Annotated in this window: 14 protein-coding genes; 4 read left to right on the forward strand and 10 right to left on the reverse strand. The window is 35.5% G+C overall.

Features of this window, described 5'->3' with window-relative positions; all coding sequences use genetic code 11:
- Positions 1 to 274: 274 nt before the first annotated feature.
- Positions 275 to 1,792, forward strand: a complete 1,518-nt coding sequence (locus EG342_RS21475) for an NACHT domain-containing protein (RefSeq protein ID WP_103289740.1) — start codon at positions 275 to 277, stop codon at positions 1,790 to 1,792.
- Positions 1,793 to 1,885: 93 nt separating this feature from the next.
- Here EG342_RS21475 and EG342_RS21480 read toward each other — a convergent pair whose 3' ends face one another.
- The 4 genes from EG342_RS21480 to EG342_RS21490 all read right to left on the reverse strand — a co-directional run bounded on the left by EG342_RS21480 (position 1,886) and on the right by EG342_RS21490 (position 5,318).
- Entirely contained in the window at positions 1,886 to 2,803 is a 918-nt protein-coding gene (locus EG342_RS21480; RefSeq protein WP_103289743.1) for a patatin-like phospholipase family protein, read from the reverse strand.
- A gap of 128 nt (positions 2,804 to 2,931) precedes the next feature.
- Positions 2,932 to 3,090 carry a hypothetical protein gene (locus EG342_RS25270; RefSeq protein WP_164465217.1) on the reverse strand — a complete coding sequence of 53 codons (159 nt, stop codon included), beginning with the start codon at positions 3,088 to 3,090 and terminating at the stop codon, positions 2,932 to 2,934.
- 76 nt (positions 3,091 to 3,166) lie between these two features.
- Positions 3,167 to 4,285: a serine hydrolase domain-containing protein gene (locus tag EG342_RS21485; RefSeq protein WP_103289746.1), complete on the reverse strand. Its 1,119-nt coding sequence runs from the start codon at positions 4,283 to 4,285 to the stop codon at positions 3,167 to 3,169.
- A 175-nt stretch (positions 4,286 to 4,460) separates the two neighbouring features.
- Positions 4,461 to 5,318, reverse strand: coding sequence for a glycoside hydrolase family 16 protein (locus tag EG342_RS21490; RefSeq protein ID WP_103289748.1), 858 nt, complete (start codon positions 5,316 to 5,318; stop codon positions 4,461 to 4,463).
- Between the two features lie 444 nt (positions 5,319 to 5,762).
- Between EG342_RS21490 and EG342_RS21495 the strand changes: the two genes are divergently transcribed.
- Entirely contained in the window at positions 5,763 to 6,725 is a 963-nt protein-coding gene (locus EG342_RS21495) for an alpha/beta fold hydrolase (protein ID WP_103289751.1), read from the forward strand.
- Between the two features lie 139 nt (positions 6,726 to 6,864).
- Here EG342_RS21495 and EG342_RS21500 read toward each other — a convergent pair whose 3' ends face one another.
- The 6 genes from EG342_RS21500 to EG342_RS21525 form a co-directional block, all read right to left on the reverse strand.
- Entirely contained in the window at positions 6,865 to 7,347 is a 483-nt protein-coding gene (locus tag EG342_RS21500) for a nuclear transport factor 2 family protein (RefSeq protein WP_103289753.1), read from the reverse strand.
- A gap of 180 nt (positions 7,348 to 7,527) precedes the next feature.
- Complete coding sequence (locus tag EG342_RS21505) at positions 7,528 to 8,826, reverse strand: serine hydrolase (RefSeq protein WP_103289755.1); 1,299 nt, start codon at positions 8,824 to 8,826, stop codon at positions 7,528 to 7,530.
- A 76-nt stretch (positions 8,827 to 8,902) separates the two neighbouring features.
- The gene (locus EG342_RS21510) at positions 8,903 to 9,727 is read right to left on the reverse strand and encodes a helix-turn-helix domain-containing protein (protein ID WP_103289758.1); all 825 of its coding nucleotides are present in this window, start codon (positions 9,725 to 9,727) and stop codon (positions 8,903 to 8,905) included.
- Between the two features lie 288 nt (positions 9,728 to 10,015).
- Positions 10,016 to 11,227, reverse strand: coding sequence for a DUF4932 domain-containing protein (locus EG342_RS21515; protein ID WP_103289760.1), 1,212 nt, complete (start codon positions 11,225 to 11,227; stop codon positions 10,016 to 10,018).
- 37 nt (positions 11,228 to 11,264) lie between these two features.
- The gene (locus EG342_RS21520; RefSeq protein ID WP_103289762.1) at positions 11,265 to 12,059 is read right to left on the reverse strand and encodes an AraC family transcriptional regulator; all 795 of its coding nucleotides are present in this window, start codon (positions 12,057 to 12,059) and stop codon (positions 11,265 to 11,267) included.
- Positions 12,060 to 12,171: 112 nt separating this feature from the next.
- The gene (locus EG342_RS21525; protein WP_103289764.1) at positions 12,172 to 13,224 is read right to left on the reverse strand and encodes an alpha/beta fold hydrolase; all 1,053 of its coding nucleotides are present in this window, start codon (positions 13,222 to 13,224) and stop codon (positions 12,172 to 12,174) included.
- A gap of 256 nt (positions 13,225 to 13,480) precedes the next feature.
- Between EG342_RS21525 and moaA the strand changes: the two genes are divergently transcribed.
- Together moaA and EG342_RS21535 are read left to right on the forward strand one after the other, a co-directional pair.
- Positions 13,481 to 14,467: a GTP 3',8-cyclase MoaA gene (gene moaA, locus EG342_RS21530; RefSeq protein WP_103289767.1), complete on the forward strand. Its 987-nt coding sequence runs from the start codon at positions 13,481 to 13,483 to the stop codon at positions 14,465 to 14,467.
- A gap of 2 nt (positions 14,468 to 14,469) precedes the next feature.
- Positions 14,470 to 15,669: a molybdopterin molybdotransferase MoeA gene (locus EG342_RS21535; protein ID WP_103289770.1), complete on the forward strand. Its 1,200-nt coding sequence runs from the start codon at positions 14,470 to 14,472 to the stop codon at positions 15,667 to 15,669.
- The last annotated feature ends 6 nt before the right edge of the window (positions 15,670 to 15,675 follow it).

Here is a 15,675-nt window from a genome sequence, read left to right on the forward strand (position 1 = left end):
GCAGCAGAGGAAATCCTGTAAAAATACGAATCAAAATTCTAAGATGTTTTTTATTTTTGTTCATTACAGAAATCCGTAAGAAACTTAATCCATTGATTTATACATTTGAGAATTTAAATTATGTTTTAACTACAATTAAGGCCTAAATTAATGACATTAAAATTTAATAAAACATGTTCAAAAACAAACTGTAAATCAGAAGATTATATATCGGGTTAGCATTTTATAATTATCGTTATCAAATGCTTAAGATATACAATATAAAAACTTAACCATGAATGAACTAATTGAAACTTTTTTCAATCGCTATTTTGAGCCTCAAATATCCAAAATCTTATCTGGATTTATAAACTTCGGAGCTATTGGTACAGCAATAACCATCATCACTAAATACTTATATAGTTTATTTTTAAAAAGAAAAAACAATCTTAATCTTAAACCATATTATACAAATTCAGTTCTAAAATCTGCTAAAAAAAAGTATATCCGTTCAAAATGTCAAAATATAGATCCTTCAAACGAAATTGAATACAATAGTAATTTTGCATTTGTAGTTCGTGAGGATTTGCTTAATTTTTTTTTAAAGAATGTTTTTAGAATAAAAGACATTGAACAGAAATTTTATTTAATTTTAGGAGATGCTGGCATGGGAAAAACTACATTTCTTCTAAACTTATTTAGACTCTATAACAAAAACATTCGAAATATTGCTTTTTCAGACACAAAAATAAAGCTATTACCTTTAGGAGAAAATTTTGATGAATTAAAAAAAATAATTTCTGAAATTTCAGATCCTGAAAAAACTATATTACTATTAGATGCTCTCGATGAATCTAATCTTTTTTTCCATGAACAGACAAATAATTATGCCTTATTCTTTGACAAATTAATAAATTTAGTATCTCATTTTAAACAAGTAATAATAACTTGTCGAACTAATTTTTTTATAAATGAAAAGGATGAACCATTCGAACTAAAAATAAAAAAATATAATACAGAAGGGAATGGTTTTCACATTATCAAAAAGGTCTACCTTTCTCCATTTAATCAAACTGATGTTAACAAATATCTACATAATACATTCCCATTTTGGGAAATTGAAAAAAAGGAAAAGGCAAAAAAAATTATTCTGAGTACAAAAGATATTTTCTTCCGCCCTATGTTACTATCCTATATTGAGGATTTGGTAAAATTAAATAGGAGTGATTTCTTAAAATTTGAAGTATATGAAACATTAATTGAAGCTTGGATTGACAGAGAATCCAAAAAATATTTTGATTCAGAACGATATATCTTTAAAAACAATTTATATTTCTTCACATATGAACTAGCAATATCTATTTATAATAACTATAAAGAAAATGGATATTTTATAAGTTTTGAAGAATCACAAGCAATTGCCGTGAGAAATAATATCAATTTAAACGAATTAGAGATTCGTAGCAGAACACTTTTAAACAGAAACTCAAATGGAGATTATAAGTTTTCTCATAAAACAATTTTGGAATGCATTTTATCGTATTTTTCTTTTCTATCAAGAAAGCACATAGTTGGTTTAGATGAATTTGAAATTTTTTATGATTTAGAAAATTTTGATTTTGCAAAAAATTTAGTTGAAGAATTACATCTTAATTATAAGCGTACTTTCAAGCTCCCTAATATTTACGAAAGTGATATGATTGCAAATGAACATATTTCTAAAGTAATAAAAGAAAAGTATAAAAATAAGAATCCTACAATAGTATGGCAAAATGGTTCAAAATATAGAGTCCATTTACAAGATATTGGATAAATCCTCACTCTCTGAAGTCTCCTGACTTTGGAGTAAATTTAAAGAAAATAACCTTATTTACCAGTCAAATCCAAAGACTTTACGATTGAAAATTCATAGGTCTGCAGGCTTCGCTTTTAACAATAAACTTTTGCATTCGGTGGTTTGGAAAAGCTCCAGTCCTTCCTGCCACCATTTCGTCATCTCCTCTTTATCAAATATAAATGAATGGGTGGTAAGTATCCTGTTGATAAAAAAGAAATTGATGTGTACATTGGTGGTTGCCGCTTCCAACTGTGAAATAATAAGATCGTCACTGGCAATCTGATTCAGCATAAAATCTGTGGTACGGGCAAAAACATCCAATACATTCTGGAGAGGTGGATTATTGTATGACGTTTTTTCCAGCCGCAATACAATGGCATCTATGGATGATGCTCCTTTTTCCAGGGCGTACTGTAAAGGGATAAGGTTTCCAAAGCCTCCGTCAGCATATTCATTTCCGTTCTTCCGGCATAAGCTCATTAGAGGAACCATATTGGATGAAGCCCAGATCCAGTCGCAAAAATCCTCATAACTGTGTTCATTAGAAGACTTATACTCTATTTGCTGCGTTGTAAGGTTGGCTACTGTGACTACAATTTCTTTTTTCAGCTCTTTTATTTTTTCAAAATCCCGCTTTGTAAAGCTATTGCGGATAAGATTTCTGAGGTTGGTACTGTCTCCTAATGTCTTTTGTCTTTTTATAAACTGCCTGATAATCGCCAGATGATTGATCCCTACTTTTACTTCACCGTTCTTCTTCGTTATTTTAAACGGACAAACCGTAAAAATATCGGACTGCTCGATGGTGGTATATAGCTTTTTAATTCTTTGGATATCTCCAAGAGCCAGAAAAGGAATCAGAAGACTTCCGGTTGAAGTCCCTACAAAGAGTTCATAGTCGTTTTTATTATGTTCTATAAGATGTTCAGCTACCCCGCCTGCAAAAGCACCTTTGCTCCCTCCTCCTGAAATGACCAATGCTTTCATAATTGATTTAAAATTAACATAGTACTAATGTAATAATAAATCAAATATGTTATTCATAATACATTCAACCCACTACAAGATTGAACACACCAAAGCATATATTCACCTGACTATTCCATGTATGGAAATTAAATCCCCCGTTCTCTGAAGTCTCCTGGCTTCGGAGCAAGTATAAAGGAAATAATCTTATTTACCAGCTCAAAATCAGAAGACGTTGCACAGCAGACTCTGGATAGTATCGATGTTGATGAAGAGACCAATGGCAATTTCTTCACTCCTCTTTCCATTACTGCTTGCTAATGGCTCGTTATTATCAGATATCTTCGTAAATAAGGAACGAGATGCAGCGGTTTAAATTAGTTTTTACTCAAGCAATATCCCTGTAATTTCATCATACAATGTCCGTAACTGTTTCTCTTTTATAGCATCGGTAAGCGTTCCCGCGTTTGTACACAGGACGACGCTGGTATTTTTGGAAGGAAAATAAAAAGCATAGGCACCGGCTCCGATCCCACTACCCTCGTGGCCGATGGCTTGCAGGCCACTATTGGTTTTATAAAAATACAGCCCTAAACCATATACCGGAGTACCCTGATCACTCACCGCAACCTTCATTTCTTCCAGTGATGCGGGTGACAATACCGTTTTGTCATGGAGCAGCTTGTAGTAAAATCCCGCGATATCCTGAACAGAAGCCACAATACCATCATCACCAATGAACGTAAGGACTGTACCCAACTGCAAGTGGCTCATATCAGTAAAAGCGCCATCTATTTCCAGATAGCTGGCCGTCGTCCCCTGAGGAGCCGTAGTGCTTGCCGAGCCCGCTATATAATAGGTGTTGGAAAGTCCAATGGTGTTAATTATTTTGTCCGTAATATACTTTCGATGCCCGTTTGGAGTAACCCTATCTATAATAAGAGCCAGCAAGTGATAATTTATATTGCAATAGCCAAATGAAGTACCGGGTGCAAATTTTGCGGGTTGATTGTATATATAGCTCAATACCTGTTCGCTCGTCATAGGCAGTGGCCCTGTAACAGCATCGTTTAAAAACTGTTCGTTATCTAAATAATCAGGAAGGCCTGATGCCATCGTAAGCAGTTGCCTTACCGTAATGATATTTCCGTTTGGCAGATGATTACAAATATCAGGAAGATAGGTGTTTACCCTGGCATCGAGATTAATTTTGCCCTCTTCTTTCAGTTTTAGGACAGCCACTGCGGTAAAGGTTTTTGAAATACTCTGCATATAATGAAGGGCAGAAGCAGCCATCGGCTTTTCATTAATTACCGCGTCTCCTGCAACCAGGGTATAATTCCCTGAAGCTGTCTTTACACTAAGGCTTAAGCCCGGGAAGTTGGACAAAGCTTTATCAAGTTTTTGCTGTGCCTGTACTTTTCTATCGGCTGAGGAGTTTGAATCGTCATTGCTGCATGAGGTGATAAAAATAACAACAACTAGTAATAAGAACTTTTTCATAACATGTAATTTGAATTATTTACATGCAAAATTCATATAACAAAAATGAGAAGAGGTTTCAAAAGCTTAAAAGTGCATAAATTGGTACTTATTTCCTGATATTTTTATATTCGTTTGTGGTCTGGCCGTTCATAATTTTGGAGCAAGCGTAAAGGAAATGATCTTATTTACCGGCTCAAAGTCCGGAGACTTTGCGCAGCGGATAAAACTTCACCCAGTCGATTTCCATTTCTACAGGCAATGTTGTCGGATCAACATGCCCTACCCAGCTACCTCCAAGCTGCATGTCCAGCAATAAATAATGATTCACGTCCGCAAAAGGGAACTGATTTGTGGTGGTACGGGGATAAGCAAAACTTCTTTTATTATTAACAAAAAACACGATACTATCCTGATGCTTTTCAATGGCGTACGTATTAAAACCTTCGGCAATCGGAACCTGCGCAAAACGCTGAGGAACATTCGGATTACCATTAGCCAGTGTATATTTGGTATGAATCGTTTGATAGACAAGTTTATCATAATTTAAATGCTCCATAATATCTATTTCACCCCCTTCCGGATAGTTTCCTGTTGATGAAAGCATCCAAAGCGCCGGCCACGCCCCTCTGGCTGAACTAAATTTTGCCCTGATTTCAATACGCCCCAAACCAAAGTCTTTCTTATCTTTTGATTGCACACCTCCTGTTAAATAGGGCCTGGAGTCAATCGAAGTATTGGGATTTACAATTCCTCGTAATACGAGTTTACCGTCTCTCATGGCATAACATGCATTGTTGTCACTCATGTGTTTATCCCAGTCAGATTTTCCTGCAGGTATTTTTGACCATATTGTGGTATCAAAACCATCTTTTTGATTAAAATCTTCTACCCATGCGGGATTGTCATCAACTTCAAACCCTGTTGCTTTAATTTTTTGACTGATCCCTGGTTTTTTACCAGTACTTTCCGGAGCTAACTGTTTTGAACAACCAGTGAAAAAGGCAAGACCTGCTATACAGCTGGCGATAGGCAAATTCAACGTAATTCTCATACAAATAATTTAAAATTGGTTAAAGTGTAAAATAATTTTGAATTACCGGAACATAATACACAATCTTATCTCATTAATTATATTAGGTTGGTCAGTTGTCCCGAACTCATTGAAAACAAAAATACGTTATTATACTGAAAATCAATTAATTTACTAAACCCCCTCTACCTTTTTACATTTCGCATCTACGGCAAAAGTAACATACCTTTTGAAAATGATTTCAATGCCTATATGAGACCAGTAGCAACTTCTAACCCGGTTGCCGGCAGGCTGGTAAAATCAGGAAGTTTATGTAATGAAAATGATCTTATTTACCAGCTCAAAGTCGGTGAGATTTTGCAGCAGCAGAAGGTAATAGATCTAATTTATTTTTGACTGCTGACACACTGCTGTCACATTGCAGGTGTAAGTTTGCATCATTAATTAATCTTTAAAAGAATAAAAATGACAAACGAAATTAGCTCAGTGTTTAGCTCAACCCATTTTCCCAATCCCACTCTTATTTCAGTCAATGGTGTAGAGCTGGAAGTCTTTGAAGCAGGTAAACAGAATGCTGGAAAACCTATTGTACTCTGCCACGGCTTTCCGGAACATGCTTTTTCCTGGCGTAATCAGGTGTCAGCATTGGTTGCAGCTGGGTATCATGTGATCATTCCAAACCAGAGAGGTTATGGCAACTCATCCCGACCGACCGAAGTAACTGAATATGATATTGTACACCTGACAGGTGATCTGGTCGCACTACTCGATCACTTTGGATATGAAGATGCCACTTTTGTTGGTCATGATTGGGGTGCAAATGTTGTTTGGAACCTGGCACTATTACATCCTGAGCGGGTAAATAAAATAATAAACCTGGCCTTGCCTTATCAAGAGCGTGGAGAACAACCATGGATTGAGTTGATGGAAGCTATATTTGGAGGAGACTTCTATTTTGTTCACTTCAATCGACAGCCGGGAGTAGCAGATGCTATAATGACTGAAAACACCTCTCAGTTCCTCCGTAACATATTCCGCAAAAATGTACCTCCAACACCACCAGAGCCCGGAATGCTAATGATCAATCTTGCAAGAGCAGAAAATCCACTGGGAGAACCTTTAATGGAAGACAACGAACTGTCTGTATTTGTTTCTGCTTTCGAATCATCAGGGTTTACAGGAAGTATAGACTGGTACAGAAACCTTGATAGAAACTGGCACTTAATGGCGGACGTACCCCCAATCATTCATCAGCCGACTCTTATGATATATGGTGAACAGGACACGATTCCCCAATCTGAAAACCTAAAAAATATTGTTCCTAATCTGGATATTGTGAGTCTGGATTGCGGCCATTGGATTCAACAAGAAAAGCCAGAAGAAACGACCCAGTCGATTTTGAAATGGTTAGAACAACAGAATGCTTAACAAGGAAGTAGAAACCTATTTTCCTTAAAGCCAAACAGGTTGAAGACAATGGTTGGAAAAAACCACCAGTCCAAACAATCTGTTTGGCTTGTTTGTTACACAAAAAAGCCTAACCTTCCTTCAATAAGTTGGAGTGAAGCTAATGTCCATAACTGACTACTCTCGAAATTTTCCAGCCATCAGGAGTTTGTTTCCAAATATGTACAAATTTGAAAGTTCCACAATTAATTAATTCTTTATTTTCCAGACGACAAAATTGATGAAGACCTGTTTGTATTGCTCCATAATCTTTTATTGGGTATACTTCAACACTATTAGGAACAAGAATCCTTCTGGTGTATCCATAATTTTTGGCCACTCTTGCAAAATTATCAATGGTCTCATCGTATCCTGCTAAACCTCCGACATCGTGAAAGAATTCAAGATCTTTAGTGAAAAAAGTTTTAAGCGTACTAATATCTCCTGCATTGGCTGCACTGAAAAGAAGACTATCTTTCTTTATAATCGTATTATAAAGTTCCTTTGAAACGGGTTCATAAGTTTTGGATTGTGAATGGTATTTAGACCCTGATACAAAGCATATTGCCAATAAGAAGAATCGAATCAGTATTATTTTTTTCATATTATTTTGTTTAGTTATTTTTTAATGATTGAATGCATTAGTCTTATAAGATATTTATCTAAGACTAAATTATCATTTTTGTCATGACATTCAAACTATTGCAAAATTTAACGTTGAAACAAAAAAAGTATATCATTACCATATCTAATTGTAGGCAATTCAACCTCAAGACTATTGTAACTATTTATTCCTTCTTATCACTTCTTTTACCCCACCTTTTGTCAGAATTATAGAATTGTAAAGTCCTTTACTATCCGGAATAAATTCAATGGTTCTGTCATGATTATCAGCCCTAAAAAATTTGGTCTTAGACTCTGGGATGAGCTCCATTTCCGTACTGTTAAAATAAAGTTTACCGTCAGTTTTCAATATGGTAATTTTATCATATGTACCTACGTATTGATCATATAAACTTGGGTCTATTTCAATTCGATGGTGTTTGTAAGGAAGCTCCACCTCTTTTCCCAACGCAATGGCGGAAAGTCCATAACTGATGATATAGGAAAATGATTCATTATTGGAAAGTACAGTCACAAAAAGTTTGTCATCCGTAAATCGGTTAAAGGAGGTCATGGTACCAAAAAAGCCACCATCATGGGCAATTAACTGATGCCCGTGATTGTAAAACGGATTGATGATAAAGCCATATCCCCAGTTTTCAGTGCCATAGGGCGTAAACATTAGTTTTTTCATCTGTGCGGAAAGAATACCTGTTCCATATAGTGCTTTATCCCATAAGGCCAGATCTTCAACGGTAGAATAAACCCCATCATGCCCTACATTAATTTCCCAGTTGATATAAGGATTGTGAATCAGCCCGTTTTCTGTGTGATAGTAAGCTTTTGCTTTCTTTTCAACTATAGATTCATTATTACTGACATCGGTATTCTTCATTCCTGCTTTTTCAAATATATTCTTCTTTAAGAAAGCGGCGTACTTCTCACCTGATACTTTTTCAATAATTTTAGCTAATAAATAATAGCCGATATTACTGTATCCGCTTTTAGTTCCGGGAGAGAATTCATAAGGCATTTTCTTTATTTTTGCATAGGCAGAATCCTTATCCATCGAGCTTACGGCAATTTCTTTAAAACCCATAGCCAAGCCGGAGGTATGTGATAATAGCATATGGATTGTAACACTATCGGCCCTGGGATAATCCGGCAGAAATTTACTCAGTTTATCATCCAGAGACAGTTTCCCTTTTTCAATCAATAGAAGTATCGCTGTGGCAGTAAATTGTTTTGTAACTGAAGCCAACTGAAATTTAGTGTCTATGGTGTTTTTAATATTCCACTCATAATCTGCCAAACCGTACGCTTTTTTCAGTAAAACATGGCCGTCTTTCGACACAAGAACAGTTCCACTAAAATTATTGATATCAACCTGGGCTTGCATATATTCCGCAAGAGTAGCTGACCTATTTTTCTGTCCAAAAATAAAAAATGGAAATAACAGGATGATTAGGATGAGCTTCATAAACTATTGAATGATATTATTAGGCTGTAATGTTACCACTTAATCAACCGGCATCATTGTATTTTTGTAAACCCCACTAAATAAACATCCATTTTATGAGATCTTTTTCAAGTGTTGTTGTTTTTGAAAAAAAAACTTTTGGCGTAAAACCTGTCAATTTTTTAAAATCCCTGATCATGTGAGACTGGTCAAAATAATCCACACTATAGGATAGCCCAACTCCATTTTTATCATCAAGCTGACTTTGAATAGCGGCTCTGAATCTGATAATCTTCTTGAACTGGGAGGGCGTTTTACAAATATGTTGATCAAAATGCTTGTTGATCGTTGTTCGCGACCGGCCGGTTGTATATGACAATTTCGTCATAGACTGATTGATGTTATTGGTATCGAACATTTCAGCCAGTACCTGTGTCAACAAGGTATCTTCAAACGGTCGAAATTTTGAAAGCCAGTACAATTCTATTGCCCTTATTTTTTCATGCGGGTCTTTTATCGAAAGAATAGCTGCCATAGTTTCTTTATAATCCTCGTATGGATTAAAATCAGGAAAGCTTCCTTCTGAATAATCTCTTAAATCATTGGGTATAAAAGCATTGATCCCCAATGGTTTGAAGTACGTAGTAACTTCATTGATGAGGCCTTCATAGCTAACCAATACAGGCTCATTAAAATTGCTTACCAAGTTCGTTTCAATTGGATTGTACTGGCAGTATCTCGTTATTATTCTATCTTTGGTGGCCAGAGTTTCTGTTTTCTCACTGGCGGTGACAATGGTATAGATGCTTGGAAAGGTGAAATAAGTTGTGTAGGATTCTTCAGAAGTCTGTTCGAGGATATAAAAGCATTCAATATATTTTTTCAGTATGGGGTTCTCAGGTTTATATACTTTTATGGTCATCCTTTTTAGCTTATAAATGTATGTAAATCTAGTTCAATTAACCAATAAAAAAAGATACAAGCTAAAACATTCAACAGGATTCAAACCAAAACAAAATTTATAAAGTCATAATTATCAACCACATACACCTAAAATATATTTAAGATCTTAAAAAGCAGAGTTTGAATAGCTTCCTGTCAAGTTCATAAGAAGTGGATTAAATTTTGATCTTTTTTTATTTCCATTTAACTATCTAATTATCATTAAAGATACAATAAAATGCCTTAAAATTAAACAATCACAATACACTCACATTTTATAATTTTTGTACTTTGAAACTTGAATATTAATTTCTTCGGGAGTTAATGAAGATATATAACTTAGCAGTTTGGGTAAGTAGCTTTCAAAAGTAGGATACTTTATTCTGTTACGCTCATATTCAGCGATCTTAATTTCCAACATTGGTATTAAAACACACTTAAACTCTCCAATGTGTATACGTCTAAGACGTTCAGCTTCTTGTGGATTTTTCATTGCTAAAGCAACACGGATTTCACCGAGTCTAACCAGATGTTCAATTAAACATACATACCATCCTCTAATATTGTTTTTTTCTACTAAAGCAGCAAGCTCATGTGTATATAATGCAGAATCTGCCTGAATCTGATCTTTGAAAATATCTAATAATGGATTAACGAAAGTATGTCCGATTTCATGGCCGCTAATAAAGGAAGTTACTTTTGGATTGTCAAATCCGAAATGGCGGTATGACGCTAGATTTTGTTGCAAAGGAAGCATTTTACTGGAACTTACAACCATAGAAGGAATTTTACCGTCAGCCGACAAAATATTAGGCCCAAAGCCTCTATAATTGTCTTTACCAGGTGTAATGGGCATAGCAGGTGAAATATAAAGCATATAGCCAGGAAATATCTGTCCATACCATTTTTCCATATATTGATAGCTGTCAGGCGTAATATCTTTTGCCGTTTCTGTTAGTGCCCCCTTATAAAATGCATTATTTTTTTTTATAAAACTTCCAATATCTGCATGGGTATAAAAGCTCCTAAGACTATCAGTAAGTTCTTTAATCATTGGCTCTACTTCCGGATGTTCTTTTATCTGTGGATCAATTTTTACTTGTATACCATCATAAATTTGACCTTCCGCCGGAAAATCCTTTTGATTAAGCAGATGGTCTAATATGGGTCCGTTATCATGCAAAAGATCTCTAATCTGTCTTAATAGTTCTGCAATGCGAAGTATTGAAGGTTTCTCTTTATATTTTTTAAAATGTTGGAAACCAAAATAGACAATCGGTTGGTGGGAATAATCTACTGTATTATGATCAAACACATAGTAACCAATATGTTCCACCGCCAGTTTTTCGGCAAAAAAATAGGTTTCGATATTTTTATTAACTCCAACTTGTACTTTTGGGGACAGCTTCTGGATATATTGAGCCTTTCCATTTGTGGTAGTTAATACTAAAAAAAATAAAGTTATTAAAATTCGCTCCATACATAGTTATATATATACAAAAATATCTCACTTTTACCTAAATATTTTGTATAATATTGCTGTTTTTTATCATTCTTAATGTAACTCCAAAGAAACGTTTGAACGCAGAATTTAAATGTGCAGCATCATAAAATCCCATTAAATAGCAAACAGTGAGTATGTCTTCTCCTTGAAGCAACATCCTCTTTGCATTTTTTAGTCTTTTAAGCATAATGTAAGCCAGAGGAGAAATTCCTTTCGCTTTTTTAAATTCACGGGCAAAATGAAATTTGCTCTTGAAAAATTTTTCAGAAAGACTCTCCAGATTTATGGGTATGTATGGAATACTATCTGCGATCTCATCAATGAGGGAAAATGAGGATTCCAGCTGTTTTCCGCTATCTTTTTCTCCAAAAAAAACAAGCTTTTTTAGGGCACTTTCCATATCCTGTAGACTGTTTTCTCCGTTTATAGACAGATTACTAAATGTTTGAAATAAACCAGGATCATCTATGGTACGCTCAAGCTGATTAATTGTTTTTCCATTATTATAAAATTTTAATACATCTGGATTTATATAAAAAGTTTTATAACTATACGGTAAAGTATCAATTGAACTATTTTTGTGCACTTCATTTGCCTGAGTAATACTAATCGTGCCTGAAATTGCATAATGATCTCCACCTAGTGTTTGGAGATGTTCTGTCCCCTTATAAATAAGAGATACACAAAAATAATCATGAAAATGAAATGGAAAATATTCTATCTCATTTTCAGATGAAAACATTTCTATGTTATCTAAAAATTCAAACTTCAAATTATGAAAAGATTTGCTCATTTTGACTTTAGGCATGTATAAAGATAAGGATTTCTTCTTCTAATTATTCTTGTCTCAATCTTCTTTTCGTAGAACTACAATAACCAATAATGATGCTATTGCTGTTGGTCTTTAATTTCAGATAAGTTTATTTTCTAATCTGAGACATGGAATCTGCCTCAATGATGGCATCTGCAAATGCTTTTGGAGCTTCCTGTGGTAAATTATGCCCTATTCCTCCTGTTATTGTGTGATGCACATATTTTCCGGTATATTTAGAGGCGTAACTCTCGGGAGCCGGGAACGCAGCTCCGTTTGCATCTCCTTCCAGCGTAACGGTTGGGACTGTAATATCAGGAGACTGCGCCAGTTTGGATTCAAGTACATCGTATTGTTTTTCCCCTTTAGCCAATCCCAGACGCCATCGGTAATTATGGATGACGATATCAACATGGTCAGGGTTATCAAATGTTCCTACAGAGCGCTGGTAGGTTTGTTCATCAAAAGTCCATTTTGGTGAGGCTGTTTTCCAGATCAGTTTATTGAAAGCTGCAGTATTGGCTTTATAGCCTTTATAACCTCTTTCAGTCGAAAAGTAATATTGATACCACCATAAAAATTCAGCGTTTGGTAGAAGAGGTTTTTCATTTGCCTTTGGACTTCCAATCAGATAACCGCTAACAGCCACTAAAGCAGTGCAACGCTCTGGCCATAGTGCTGCAATAATATCCGCCGTTCTTGCCCCCCAGTCAAAACCACCAATAATTGCTTTATCTATCTTTAGAGCATCCATAAAAGAAATGATATCCAGTGCCACAGCGCTTTGCTGGCCATTGCGTTTTGTATTGGGAGACACAAAGGTGGTTGTTCCGTAACCTCTCAAATAAGGTATCAAAACCCGATACCCCTTTTCGGCAAGGATAGCAGAGGATTCCTCAAAACTATGGATATCGTATGGCCATCCATGAAGAAGGATCACTGGTTTCCCTGTTTTAGGTCCTACTTCTGCATACCCCACATCCAGCAGTCCGGCCCTTATTTTTTTTGTATTTTGAAAAGCTGATCTGATAGCTTCATTTTCTAAACTTTTCTCACCAGTTGTATAAGTCTGTGCTTTTAAAGATGATAATCCTATCCCTGTAAAAATAATCAGCGATAAAGTAACGAGCACCCTTTTACTAAAATTCAATGTCGTATTCATAATGTTGATCTTTTGTTAGAGTAAAATTATTTCAAAATAAAAATGGTGAGAAGATCAAATAGGTTGAACAGGTCATATTGAAGCTTGAAAACTGATTTTCGGTTGTTAAACCAGACAGATAGAGGTAACGTAATAAAAATCAATCTGGTGGATCTCCAAAAACTGGTAATAAACATGATTCCACAATGGGCAGCCAAATAACCTATTGGTAGGAAAACAATCAGTATATTTGTAATACGTCCTATTGTATTTAAAAATGTTGACCGATAAATTTGGAAGGAATATCAATTATCTCCGGCTCGCTATCGTGGACCGGTGTAACCTTCGCTGCACTTACTGTATGCCGGAAAAGGGCCTTTCCTGGATTAAGCAAAAGGATTTAATGACTGATGAAGAGATGCTCAGAATCTGCTCTGTATTTACGGAAATGGGAGTAAATAAAATCAGGATAACAGGAGGAGAGCCTTTTGTCAGAAAAAACAGTATAGAACTCATCCAGAATATATCTCAACTAGATGGACTTACTGACCTAAGTATAACAACCAACGGCCTTCTTACTGAACAATATATTCCGCAACTAAAAAAATACGGGATAAAATCCGTCAACCTTAGTCTTGACACCCTCGATAAGGAACGCTTTTTACGAATTACAAGAAGAAATAGTTTTGATAAGGTAATGAAGACCTTATATAGTTTATTACAAAATGATATAAAAGTAAAAATCAATACGGTAGTGATGGAAGGGGAAAACATGGAAGATATTATACCTTTGGTAATGCTTGCAAAAGACCTTCCTGTTGATGTCCGTTTTATTGAAGAAATGCCTTTTAATGGCGGCGATACTGACATTTCTTTGAAATGGAATTTCACACAAATTTACAGCTATATAAAAGAGTGTTTTCCCGAAATCCAAAAAGTAGATGATCCTAAAAGTTCAACCTCGTATAATTATAAGATTCCCGGATTTACAGGTGATGTAGGGATCATTGCAGCTTACACACGGTCATTTTGCGGAGATTGCAACAGGGTAAGAATCACTCCTTCAGGTATTCTAAGAACGTGTTTATATGAAGGTAGCGGTGTCAATCTAAAAGATGAAATCCGTGCAGGAAAAACAGATGAAGAGCTGAAAAATATTATTATCAACAGCATACATAATAAATCAAAAGACGGATGGGAAGCTCAAAAACTGAGTTTGACCGAATCGCAAATTCATCAGTCAATGGCAACAATAGGAGGATAACTATGGAAATGATTAGCGTACAACAGGCAGAAGAAATCATACTTTCCCAAATTAAAGACTTTGGAACGGAAGAGATTTTCTATGAAAATGCCTTAGGCAGAGTCTTAGCTGAAAATATTGTGGCCGATTGCGATTTGCCTCCTTTTAACAGACCCACAGTAGATGGAATTGCGATAAATTTCAATTCGTATGAAAAGGGAATTCGCTCTTTTACAATTAAAGCTGTGCAGGCAGCCGGAGAAGTTCCTTTTTCCATAGACAATGAGGACGAATGCATTGAAATTATGACCGGAGCAGCGCTACATACTTCGATAGATACGGTTATCCGGTATGAAGACATTTCGATTGACAACAATATCGCGAGTCTTACGATCGATCTTAAACAAGGACAGAATATCCATAGGAAGGGAAAAGATAAAAAAACTGGAGAAATATTGGTACAGGCCCATCAGGTAATTACTCCCGCTATTCTCGGAATTGCTGCGTCAGTCGGGAAAACATTATTATCTGTAAAAAAACTTCCCAGAGTTGTTATTATTTCCACCGGAGACGAAATGATTTCGGCTGAAACCACTCCTACTCCATTTCAGATAAGACGTTCCAACGGAATTACCATAAAATCCGTTTTGGAAAAATATAAAATGAATGCAGATTGGCTGCATTGGAATGATGATTTTGAATTCATAAAAAAAGAACTTTCCCGATGTATTGATAAATATGATATTTTGCTGATGAGCGGCGGAGTTTCTATGGGAAAATTTGATTATCTCCCCAAAGCCTGTGAAGAATTGGGGATAGAAAAGCTTTTTCACAAAATAAAACAAAGACCGGGAAAACCGTTCTGGTTTGGAAAAAGTCCAAATGAAAAATTAGTTTTTGCATTTCCGGGGAATCCGGTTTCCGTATTTATGTGCTTACACAGGTATTTTATTCCCTGGTTGGAAAGATCTTTAAGAATTCCGGAAACAACACAGTATGCCGTTTTACAAAACGATATAGATTTTCCTTTTCCGCTTCAGTATTTTGCACAGGTAAAACTGAGTGTTAATCAATCCGGACAATTAATTGCAGAATCAGTCGACACCAACGGTTCCGGGGATTTTTCCCATCTTGCCGATACCCATGCATTCATAGAACTTCCTCTGGAAAAAACAGAATGTAAGAAAGGCGAAGTATATAAAATATGGAAATATAATTTTTAATCTTAC

Origin of the sequence: Chryseobacterium lactis (assembly GCF_003815875.1) — a bacterium.
GTDB classification, from domain to species: Bacteria; Bacteroidota; Bacteroidia; order Flavobacteriales; family Weeksellaceae; genus Chryseobacterium; species Chryseobacterium lactis.

What these genes read in the sequence shown, in the direction of transcription:
- EG342_RS21475 (WP_103289740.1), top strand. Translation starts at nt 275, where the DNA reads ATGAATGAACTAATTGAAACTTTTTTCAATCGCTATTTTGAGCCTCAA.
- EG342_RS21480 (WP_103289743.1), bottom strand. Translation starts at nt 2,803, where the DNA reads ATGAAAGCATTGGTCATTTCAGGAGGAGGGAGCAAAGGTGCTTTTGCA.
- EG342_RS25270 (WP_164465217.1), bottom strand. Translation starts at nt 3,090, where the DNA reads ATGGAAAGAGGAGTGAAGAAATTGCCATTGGTCTCTTCATCAACATCG.
- EG342_RS21485 (WP_103289746.1), bottom strand. Translation starts at nt 4,285, where the DNA reads ATGAAAAAGTTCTTATTACTAGTTGTTGTTATTTTTATCACCTCATGC.
- EG342_RS21490 (WP_103289748.1), bottom strand. Translation starts at nt 5,318, where the DNA reads ATGAGAATTACGTTGAATTTGCCTATCGCCAGCTGTATAGCAGGTCTT.
- EG342_RS21495 (WP_103289751.1), top strand. Translation starts at nt 5,763, where the DNA reads ATGACAAACGAAATTAGCTCAGTGTTTAGCTCAACCCATTTTCCCAAT.
- EG342_RS21500 (WP_103289753.1), bottom strand. Translation starts at nt 7,347, where the DNA reads ATGAAAAAAATAATACTGATTCGATTCTTCTTATTGGCAATATGCTTT.
- EG342_RS21505 (WP_103289755.1), bottom strand. Translation starts at nt 8,826, where the DNA reads ATGAAGCTCATCCTAATCATCCTGTTATTTCCATTTTTTATTTTTGGA.
- EG342_RS21510 (WP_103289758.1), bottom strand. Translation starts at nt 9,727, where the DNA reads ATGACCATAAAAGTATATAAACCTGAGAACCCCATACTGAAAAAATAT.
- EG342_RS21515 (WP_103289760.1), bottom strand. Translation starts at nt 11,227, where the DNA reads ATGGAGCGAATTTTAATAACTTTATTTTTTTTAGTATTAACTACCACA.
- EG342_RS21520 (WP_103289762.1), bottom strand. Translation starts at nt 12,059, where the DNA reads ATGCCTAAAGTCAAAATGAGCAAATCTTTTCATAATTTGAAGTTTGAA.
- EG342_RS21525 (WP_103289764.1), bottom strand. Translation starts at nt 13,224, where the DNA reads ATGAATACGACATTGAATTTTAGTAAAAGGGTGCTCGTTACTTTATCG.
- moaA (WP_103289767.1), top strand. Translation starts at nt 13,481, where the DNA reads ATGTTGACCGATAAATTTGGAAGGAATATCAATTATCTCCGGCTCGCT.
- EG342_RS21535 (WP_103289770.1), top strand. Translation starts at nt 14,470, where the DNA reads ATGGAAATGATTAGCGTACAACAGGCAGAAGAAATCATACTTTCCCAA.